Below are 9,558 nucleotides of genomic sequence, written 5' to 3'. Positions count from 1 at the left end.
CCTGCGCACCCCCGAGGGCTGACCCTCCCCCCTGCGGTGATCGAGCAAGTGGCGACTTCCTCGATCACCGCAGGGGGGAGGGTCAGCCCTCGGGGGTGCGCAGGACGCCGTCGACGCGGCGCGGGATGCCGGTGAAGCCGTCGGTGAGCTCGGCGGGCAGCAGCTCGGCCGGGGCGCCCTGCCAGGTCACCGGGCGCAGGAACCGGCGGATCGCGCTGGTGCCCACGGAGGTGTGCTGGGAGTTCGTCGAGGGCCACGGGCCGCCGTGGTGCTGGGCCCAGGAGACCGCCACCCCGGTGGGGTAGGCGTCGAAGAGGACGCGCCCGGCCAGCGGGCGCAGCGCCCGCGCCAGCGTCGCGGGCAGCTCCGTCTCGCCCTCGCCGCGCTGCACCGTCGCCGTCAGCGAGGACGGGAAGTCCTCCAGGGCGGCGATCAGCTGCTTCTCGTCCTCGTAGCGCACCACGGTGCTCACCGGGCCGAAGCACTCCTCGGTGACCTCGTGCGGCAGGTCCAGCGCGTCCGCCGAGAGCAGCAGCGGCACCGCGGTGAACCCCTCGCCGCCCTCCGGCTGCGCGCCGCGCGCCAGCGTGCTCACCCCCGGCAGCTGCGCCAGCTCGCCGCTGGTGCGGCCGTAGGAGTTCGCGATGCCCTCGTTGAGCAGCACCTGCGCCGGGGCCTGCCGCACCGCCTCGGTCATGGCGGCGACCACGGCGTCGCCGTCCTGCCCGCCGGGCACGAACACCAGGCCCGGCTTGGTGCAGAACTGCCCCGCGCCCAGGGTGAAGGAGGCCACGGCCTCGCGGCCGATGCGCTCGCCGCGCTCGGCGGCCGCCGCGGGAGTGACCACGACGGGGTTCAGGCTGGACAGCTCCCCGAAGAACGGCACCGGGTCCGGGCGGGACTCGATGATGCGCAGCAGCGCCTTGCCGCCGGTGACCGAACCGGTGAACCCCACCGCGCGCACCGCCGGGTGCGCGACGAGGTCGGCGCCGGCCTGCTGGCCGTGCACGACCGCCAGGGTGCCGGCGGGGGCGCCGAAGTCGCGCGCGGCGGCGGCCAGGACGTCGAAGACGAGCTGGGAGGTCGCCGGGTGCGAGCCGTGCGCCTTGACGAGCACCGGGCAGCCGGCGGCCAGCGCTGAGGCGGTGTCGCCGCCGGGCACGGAGAACGCCAGCGGGAAGTTGCTCGCCCCGAACACCGCCACCGGGCCGATCGGCACGAGCATGCGGCGCAGGTCCGGGCGCGGGCCCATCGGGCTCTGGCCGGCGTGGTCGACCGTGGCCTCCAGGTAGGAGCCCTCCCGCAGCACCTCGCCGAACAGGCGCAGCTGGTAGGTGGTGCGGGTCAGCTCCCCCTCCAGGCGCGCGGCGCCCAGCGCGGTCTCGCGGTCGGCGAGGGCCACGACCTCCTCGCGGCGCGCCTCCAGCGCGTCGGCCAGGGCGTCGAGCAGACCGGCGCGGCGCTCGCGGCCCATCTCCTCCAGGGCCGGCGCGGCGGCCAGCGCGGCCTCGCACAGGGCGGCCACCTGCTCGGGGGTCGTCTCGGGGGCGACCACCTCCACGGCCCGTCCGGTGCGGGGGTCGGTGCTGACGACGTCGGTCACGGCGTTCTCCTCCTCGGGTCGGTCGGTCAGCGCTGCAGCGCGGGCCGCTCGGGGTCGAACGTCCACCCCGGGACGATGGTGCGCATGGCGGCGGCGTCGTCGCGAGCCCCCAGGGCGTGCTCGTCGTGGAGCCGTCGGGCCGCCTCCACGGCGTCGCGGTCCAGCTCCACGCCCAGGCCGGGGCGCTGCGGCACCTCGATCGCGCCGTCGCGGATGCGCAGCGGCTCGCGGGTCAGCCGCTGCCCGTCCTGCCAGACCCAGTGCGTGTCCAGGGCGGTGATCGCCCCGGGGGCGGCGGCGCCGACGTGGGTGAACATCGCCAGGGACACGTCGAAGTGGTTGTTGGAGTGCGAGCCCCACGTCAGGCCGAAGTCCTCGCACAGCTGCGCCACGCGCACCGAGCCGCGCATCGTCCAGAAGTGCGGGTCGGCCAGCGGGATGTCCACGGCGTTCGCGCGCACGGCGTGGGCCAGCTGCCGCCAGTCGGTGGCGATCATGTTGGTGGCGGTGGGCACGCCGGTGCGGCGGCGGAACTCCGCCATCGTCTCGCGCCCGGAGTAGGGGCCCTCGGCGCCGCAGGGGTCCTCCGCGTAGGCCAGGACGCCGCGCAGCTCCCGGCCCAGGGCCACGGCCTGCTCCAGCGGCCAGGCGCCGTTGGGGTCCAGCGTGATGCGCGCGCCGGGGAAGCGGGCGGCCAGGGCGCGCACGGTCTCGGCCTCCTGCTCGCCGGGGAGCACCCCGCCCTTGAGCTTGAAGTCGGCGAACCCGTAGCGCTCCTGCGCGGCCTCGGCCAGGGCGACGACGGCCCCGGTGGTCAGGGCCGGTTCGCGGCGCAGCCGCTCCCAGTCGTCGGCGGGGTCCGCTTCGCGCACGTACGGCAGGCCGCTGGCGGCGGCGTCGCCGACGTGGAACAGGTAGCCGAGCACCGGCACGCGCTCGCGCTGCCGGCCCTCGCCGAGCAGCTCGGCCACCGGCACGCCCAGGTGCTGGCCCAGCAGGTCCAGCAGCGCGGACTCCAGCGCGGTGACGGCGTGCACGGTGGTGCGCAGGTCGAAGGTCTGCAGGCCGCGGCCGGTGGCGTCGCGGTCGGCGAAGGTGCGCTGCACGCGCGCCAGCAGCTGCGCGTAGCGGGCGATCGGCTGCCCCACCAGCAGCTCGCCGGCCTCCTGGACCGTGCGGCGGATCGCCTCGCCGCCGGGCACCTCGCCCAGGCCGGTGTTCCCGGCGCTGTCGGTGACGATCGCGAGGGTGCGGGTGAAGAACGGGGCGTGGGCGCCGGAGAGGTTCAGCAGCATGCTGTCGTGCCCGGCCACCGGCACCACCTCCACCGAGGTGACGGTCGGGGTGCGCACGGGCAGCACCGTCCCCGCGGTCGGCGCGCTCACCGCCGGCGCACCTCCTCGACCAGGGCGGTCAGCTCGGCCAGCTCGGAGGGGCGCAGGTCGGTCAGCGGCGGGCGCACCCGCCCGCCGTGCCGGCCGACCGCGGTCAGGCCGGCCTTGACGATGGAGACGGCGTAGCCCTTCTGCCGGTCGCGGATGTCCAGGTAGGGGATCACGAACTCGTTGAGCCTGCGGTAGACCTCCGCGCGGTCCTGCGCGCGCACGGCGGCGAAGAACTCCAGCGCGAACTCCGGCACGAAGTTGTACATCGCCGAGGAGTACGTGGTGACCCCCAGCTGCAGCAGCGGCAGCGCGGACGTCTCGGCGGTGGGCAGGCCGCCGACGTGCAGCAGGCGATCGCCCAGGCGCGCGTACGTGCGCGTCATCCGCTCGATGTCGCCCACGCCGTCCTTGAGGCCGACGAGGTTGGGGTTGCGGTCGGCGAGCCGCTCGACGGTGACGTCCTCCAGCACGGCGTTGGCGCGGCTGTAGGCGATGACGCCCAGGTCGGTGGCCGCGCACACGGCGCTGACGTGCTCGACGAGCCCGGCCTGCCCGGCCTCGGTGAGGTACGGCGGCAGCAGCAGGACGCCGTCGGCGCCGGCGGCCTGCGCGGCGCGCACCTGCTCCACGGCCTGCGCCGTGCCGCCGGTGGCCGCGGCCACGACCGGCACCCGCCCGCCGACCTCCGCCACGGCCGCGCGCACGACGCGGTCGTGCTCGGCGGAGGTCAGCGAGAAGCCCTCCCCGGTGCCGCCGCCGGCGAACAGGCCGGCCACGCCGAAGGACGCCTGCCAGGCCAGGTGCTCGCGGTAGCGGGCCTCGTCGACGCGCAGGTCGTCGTCGAAGTGGGTCACCGGGAAGGAGAGCAGGCCCGAACCCAGCGCGGCGGCGAGTTCTTCGGGGGCGAGCGGCATGGGACACGTCCTCGGGTCGGTCGGTGCGCGGAGGTCGGCTCGGGCGTCCGCGGCCACGGGTGGGCCCACCGTACGAACGCGCCTCGATGCCCGTACAGGACCGTTGCCGCATCGCGCGATGCCCGCCGGGCATGGGAGGGCGAGCGGGGCGTCAGGGGCCGGCGGTGCCCGCGCCGAGCACCTCCAGCGCCCGCCGCAGCGCCGGGTTGCGCGAGGAGCGCGCCCACAGCAGGTGCAGCTCCACCGGTTCCGGCTCGGCGGTGGCCAGCGGCACGTACTGCACGCCCTCGATGCCCAGGCGCGCCGCCGAGGCCGGCACGAACGCCAGGCCGCGCCCGGCCTGCACCAGCCACAGCATCGTCAGCACCTGCTCGACGGTGTGCACGACGTCGCCGGGCGCCACCGGCACCGAGGAGACGACGAGGTCGTAGAAGTAGCGCGCCCGGGTGGGCGAGTGCATCACGACCGGTTCGCCCGCCAGGTCGCGCGCGCCGACCGGGCGCTGCAGCGCGGCCAGGCGGTGCCCGCGGGGCAGGGCCACGAGCAGCGCCTCGCGGTGCAGGCAGCGCGAGGCGAACTCCGCCGCCTCGAAGGGCGGGCGGGCCAGGCCCAGGTCCAGCTCGTCGTGCCGCAGCGCCTCCACCTGGCTGCGCGTCACCAGCTCGCGCAGCTCCAGGTCCACCCCGGGCAGCTCGCGCCCCAGCGCGTTCAGCAGCTCCCCCAGCGGGCCGTACGTGGAGGCGGCGGTGAACCCGATGCGCACCACCCCGCGCGCACCGGCGGAGACCCGCTGCGCGGTCACGGGCGCGGCCTCGGCCAGCGCCAGCAGCCGGCGCGCGTCCGCCAGGAACGCCGCCCCGGCCGCGGTGAGCACCACCCGGCGGTTGTCGCGCTCCAGCAGCTGCGCGCCCACCGCGCGCTCCAGCTTCTGCACCTGCCGGCTCAGCGGCGGCTGCGTCATCCGCAGCCGCTGCGCCGCCCGCCCGAAGTGCAGCTCCTCGGCCACCGCGACGAAACCGCGCAGCTGCTCGAGCGTCATCGCCATGCCGGGACGCTACCCGTGCGGGGACGCCGTCCGTGCCGGGACGGTATCGTCGCGCCGCCGCACGGGACGCTCGGACCGACCGCCCCGCCCCGCCACCAGGAGGACCCGTGACCACCCCCGAGCTGCCGACGTTCCCGCCGGGTTTCGTGCTGGGCGCCGCCACCGCCAGCTACCAGATCGAGGGTGCCGTCGCCGAGGACGGGCGCACCCCCTCCATCTGGGACACCTTCAGCCGCACCCCGGGCAAGACCCTGGGCGGCGCCACCGGCGACGTCGCCTGCGACCACTACCACCGCTACCGCGACGACGTCGCGCTGCTGGCCGACCTCGGGGTGGACTCCTACCGGTTCTCCGTGGCCTGGCCGCGCGTGCAGCCCGGCGGGCGCGGCCCGGCCAACCCCGCCGGCCTGGCGTTCTACGACCGCCTCGTCGACGAGCTGCTGGCGAAGGGGATCGACCCGGCCGTCACCCTGTACCACTGGGACCTGCCGCAGGAGCTGGAGGACGCCGGCGGCTGGCGCACCCGCGACACCGCGCACCGCTTCGCGGAGTACTCCCGCCTCGTCGTCGACGCCCTCGGCGACCGCGTCGGCCGCTGGATCACCCTCAACGAGCCCTGGTGCTCGGCGTTCCTGGGCTACGCCAACGGCCACCACGCCCCCGGCGCGAAGGAGGGCACCCCCGCGCTGGCCGCCGCCCACCACCTGCTGCTCGGGCACGGCCTGGCCGTGGCGCAGCTGCGCGAGGCCGGCGCCCGCGAGGTCGGCATCACCCTCAACCTGGACCTGGTCACCCCCGCCACCGATTCCGAGGCCGACCGGGCCGCGGCGCTGCGCGCGCTGACCCAGCACAACCTCGTGTGGACCGAGCCGCTGCTCGCCGGGCGCTACCCGGCCTCCGAGCGCGAGACGTGGGGCGAGCTGGCCGACGGCTCCTACCGCCGCGAGGGCGACCTGGAGGTCATCGGCGCCCCGATCGACTTCCTCGGCATCAACTACTACACGCCCGCCGTGGTCGCCGACGCCCCGCACGAGGAGCCCGACCCCGCCGAGCGCACCGCCATGGACGTGGGCGTGCGCCAGGTCGAGCGCCCCGAGCTGCGGCGCACCACCATGGGCTGGCCGGTGGACCCGCCCTCGCTGGGGCGCCTGGTCGCCGACGTCTTCGAGCGCTACCCGAACTGCCCGCCGGTGTGGATCACCGAGAACGGCTCCGCGGAGGCCGACGTCGTCGGCGAGGACGGCGTCGTGCACGACACCGACCGCGTGGAGTACCTCGCCGGGCACCTGGCGGGCCTGGCCGAGCAGGTCGCCAAGGGCGCCGACGTGCGCGGGTACTACGTGTGGTCGCTCATGGACAACTTCGAGTGGGCCTTCGGCTACGACCAGCGCTTCGGGATCGTGCACGTCGACTACGACACGCAGGTGCGCACCCCCAAGGACAGCTACCGCTGGTTCCAGCGCCTCACGGCCGCCCAGCGCGCCGTTCGCGAGGGCGCGCAGCCGCCCCGCTGACGCCGGGCTCGCCCAGCACCACCGACCCCGACCCCGACAGGTCCACCACCCCCGGCCCCGGCGCCCCCCGCGGCGCCGGGGCCGGCCGGCCGAACAGGAAGCCCTGCACCAGGCGCACCCCCAGGCGGCTCAGCGCCTCCGACTCCGCGGGCTGCTCCACGCCCTCGGCGACCAGGGAGGCGCCCACGTCGGCGGCGAAGTCCACCAGCGAGCGCGTCAGCGCCTGGCGCACCGGGTCCACGTCCACGTCGCGCACCAGGCTGACGTCGACCTTGATGGTGTCCGGGTGCAGCTGCAGGATGTGCCGGAAGCTGGCGTACCCCGCCCCGGCGTCGTCCACCGCGATGCGCACCCCGCCGGAGCGCACCCGCCGCACCGCCTCCACCAGCGCGGGGTAGTCGGTGACCTGCACGTGCTCGGTGATCTCCGCGGTGACCGAGCGGCCGGTGCGCGCGGCGCGGTGCGCGTGCTGCAGCAGCACGCCCTGCACCTCCTCGTCGCCCAGCGCCTCCGCCGACAGGTTCACGTTCAGCGCGGTGCCCGCCGGGACCCGCTCCAGCTGCTCCAGGGCCGTGCGGGCGGCGAGCAGCTCCAGCTGCACCCCCAGGCCCGCCCGGCCCGCCGCGGCGAAGGCCAGGTCCGGGCGGGGGAAGTCCTCCCCGCCGAAGCGCGCCAGCGCCTCGTGCGCGACCACGCCGCGGTCGCCCAGCCGCAGCACCGGCTGGAAGAGGACCCGCAGGTCCTGCCGCTCCAGCAGCCGCTGCACCCGGGTGCGGGTCTGCTGCAGCGCCCGGCGCTCGCGGGCCAGCGGGCTGGCCAGGTGGTCGCTGATGAGGTCGGCGACCAGCGCCAGGTAGCGCGGTGCCCGCTCGTCCATGCGGGGGTCCGGCCCGCGGCTGAGGCAGCACAGCATCCCCACCGGCCGGCCCGCCGCGTCGAGCAGGGGGGCGCCGGCGTAGGAGCCGATGCCCAGCTGCCCGGTGACCGCCAGGTCGCGGGTGCGCGGGTCGCGGCGGGCGTCGGGGACGACGGCGGGCAGGGTGCCGGCGAGCACCCGCACGCAGAAGGACTCCTGCAGCGGCGGGGCGTCGCCCTGCGCGACGTGCATGTCCTCGCCGCGGCCGCTGAGGGCGCTGATGCGCTGGCGCCCCTCGGAGAAGAGCGAGACCCACGCGATGTCGGTGCCCAGGTGGGTGCGCGCCAGGTCGAGCAGGCGCTGGACCTCCGGGGCGCCGGGGTCCTCGACGGGCTCGGGCTGCTCGAGGTCGTGGTGCTGGAGGTCGGAGCGGTGCGGTGGCTGGCCCACGCGGCCTCCTCGGGCGGACGGTCCTCCTCCGCGGGCGGCTGCGCGGAGCTGTCCGCGCCGGGTGGCGCGGCACCCCCAGTCTGCCGTTGCGTAGTCGATACGTCACGGAAAGGAGTTTCGCGTGCGGCGGGGTGCCGCCCGGAGGGGTGCCGACGCGGCGCGCGCCGCGTCGGCACCCCGCGCCTCACCCGCCCAGCGTGGGCAGGTATCCCGGCGCCCGGCGCGCGTGCGTGGCCTGCTCGAAGGAGTACGCCAGGTCCAGCACGCCCGCGTCGTCCCAGCGCGCGCCGGTGAAGGAGACCCCCACCGGCAGCGCCCCGCGCGGGCCGGCGAACCCGGCCGGCACCGCCACGCTCGGGTAGCCGGCCACCGCCGCGGGCGTGGAGGTGGCGTACGCGAAGCGGTCCGCCTCCCCGTCCACCGACCGGTAGCGCGTCTCCCACGCCGGGGTGCCCGTCAGGCCGACGACCGCGTCCAGGTCGTCCTGCGCGCCGGGCCCCTGCGCCAGCGCCTCGTCGATCGAGGCCTGCGCCAGCGAGCGGGCCACGATGCGCGCGGCGCGCACCTGCGCGTCGTCCGCGGGCAGCTCGCCCGCCTGTGCGGCGATCATGGTCTCCTGGCCGAAGCGCGCCAGCTCCACGGGGTCCTGCTCGTTGAACGCGATGATCGCCGCCAGGTCCGCCGGCGCGCCCGGGGTGGCGGCCAGGTAGGCGTTCAGGTCCCTCTTGAACTCCGCCGTCAGCGCCGGGCCCTCGTTCTGCCCGACGAGGTCCAGGTGGTCCAGCTGCACCGGCACCGCGGTCGCCCCGGCCGCCTCGATCTCCTTCACGGCGCGGTCGAACACCTCCGCGGTGTCCGGGCCCACGGCCTCGCGCTCCTCCTCGCTGAGCGTCCACACCCCCACCCGGGCGCCGTCCAGGGCGTCGGCGTCCAGGGCGGCGTGGTCCACGTCCGCGTCCGGGGCCGCCAGGGTCGCCGCGTCCGCCGGGTCCTGCCCGGCGATGACGTCCAGCACGATCGCGGCGTCCACCGCGTGCCGGGCCATCGGCCCGGCGGTGTCCTGCTCCGCGGAGATCGGCACCACGCCGTCGCGGCTGACCAGGCCCAGCGTCGGCTTGACGCCCACGACGCCGTTCGCGCCCGCCGGGCACACGATCGAGCCGTCCGTCTCGGTGCCGATCGCCACCTGCGCCAGCGACGCCGCCACCCCCGCCGCCGAGCCGGAGGAGGAGCCGCACGGGTTGCGGTCCAGCACGTACGGGTTGCCGGTCTGCCCGCCCACGCCGCTCCAGCCGCTGGTGGAGGCGTCGCCGCGGAAGTTCGCCCACTCCGACAGGTTCGCCTTGCCGATCACGACCGCACCGGCCGCGCGCAGCTTCGCCGTCAGGGTCGCGTCGTCGGGGCGGGTGCCCAGCATCGCGCGCGAGCCGGCCGTGGTGGCCATGCCCTGCGCGTCGACGTTGTCCTTCAGCAGCACCGGGATGCCCTCCAGCGGCCCGCGCGGGCCGTCGTGGCGGCGCACCCGGTCGCTGGCGCGGGCCTCGGCGAGGGCGTCGGGGTTCACGGCCAGCACCGCGCCCAGGTCCGGGTCGACCCGGCGGACGCGCTGCAGGTACGCGCGGGTCAGCTGCACGGCGGTCAGCTCGCCGGCGGCCATGCGCTCCTGCAGCAGCGGGATGGTGGCGGAGTCCAGGTCCACGCCGCGCACGGCGGCGGTGGCCGCGGAGCGCTGCGCGGTCGGCGCCGCCCGCCCCGCGCGCTCCTGCGCACCCGCCCCGGCGGTGGTGGCGG

At 76.6% G+C, this 9,558-nt stretch carries 7 protein-coding genes; 1 reads left to right on the top strand and 6 read right to left on the bottom strand.

Annotated features, from left to right (window positions below):
• Positions 1-82: 82 nt before the first annotated feature.
• The 4 genes from GTR00_RS07625 to GTR00_RS07610 all read right to left on the bottom strand — a co-directional run bounded on the left by GTR00_RS07625 (position 83) and on the right by GTR00_RS07610 (position 4,947).
• A complete protein-coding gene (locus GTR00_RS07625; protein ID WP_166611029.1) occupies positions 83-1,603 on the bottom strand; it encodes an aldehyde dehydrogenase (NADP(+)) in 1,521 nt (506 codons plus the stop codon).
• Positions 1,604-1,629: 26 nt separating this feature from the next.
• Positions 1,630-2,898: an enolase C-terminal domain-like protein gene (locus tag GTR00_RS07620; RefSeq protein ID WP_166611031.1), complete on the bottom strand. Its 1,269-nt coding sequence runs from the start codon at positions 2,896-2,898 to the stop codon at positions 1,630-1,632.
• A gap of 86 nt (positions 2,899-2,984) precedes the next feature.
• Positions 2,985-3,902, bottom strand: a complete 918-nt coding sequence (gene kdgD / locus GTR00_RS07615) for a 5-dehydro-4-deoxyglucarate dehydratase (protein WP_166611028.1) — start codon at positions 3,900-3,902, stop codon at positions 2,985-2,987.
• A gap of 151 nt (positions 3,903-4,053) precedes the next feature.
• Positions 4,054-4,947 (bottom strand): LysR family transcriptional regulator, encoded by an 894-nt coding sequence (locus GTR00_RS07610; RefSeq protein ID WP_166611027.1) that lies wholly within the window; start codon positions 4,945-4,947, stop codon positions 4,054-4,056.
• A 107-nt stretch (positions 4,948-5,054) separates the two neighbouring features.
• Here GTR00_RS07610 and GTR00_RS07605 point away from each other — a divergent pair, with 107 nt between their 5' ends.
• Positions 5,055-6,461: a GH1 family beta-glucosidase gene (locus GTR00_RS07605; RefSeq protein WP_166611026.1), complete on the top strand. Its 1,407-nt coding sequence runs from the start codon at positions 5,055-5,057 to the stop codon at positions 6,459-6,461.
• On the opposite strand, the gene GTR00_RS07600 is transcribed toward GTR00_RS07605, so the two are convergent.
• Both GTR00_RS07600 and GTR00_RS07595 read right to left on the bottom strand, forming a co-directional pair.
• Positions 6,412-7,767: a sensor domain-containing phosphodiesterase gene (locus tag GTR00_RS07600; protein WP_166611025.1), complete on the bottom strand. Its 1,356-nt coding sequence runs from the start codon at positions 7,765-7,767 to the stop codon at positions 6,412-6,414. The genes GTR00_RS07605 and GTR00_RS07600 overlap by 50 nt on opposite strands.
• Positions 7,768-7,951: 184 nt before the next feature.
• Positions 7,952-9,558, bottom strand: a 1,607-nt coding sequence (locus GTR00_RS07595; RefSeq protein WP_205705290.1) for an amidase, incomplete at its 5' end; no start/stop codon positions are given.

The organism is Kineococcus indalonis, assembly GCF_009906395.1.
Taxonomy (GTDB): Bacteria; Actinomycetota; Actinomycetes; order Actinomycetales; family Kineococcaceae; genus Kineococcus; species Kineococcus indalonis.
The sequence above is the reverse complement of the archived record's forward strand: the minus strand, read 5'-3'. Positions and strand labels throughout refer to the sequence as shown.

Coding starts and splice junctions, on each gene's coding strand:
- GTR00_RS07620 (WP_166611031.1), bottom strand. CDS start 2,898: ATGCTGCTGAACCTCTCCGGCGCCCACGCCCCGTTCTTCACCCGCACC.
- kdgD (WP_166611028.1), bottom strand. CDS start 3,902: ATGCCGCTCGCCCCCGAAGAACTCGCCGCCGCGCTGGGTTCGGGCCTG.
- GTR00_RS07610 (WP_166611027.1), bottom strand. CDS start 4,947: ATGGCGATGACGCTCGAGCAGCTGCGCGGTTTCGTCGCGGTGGCCGAG.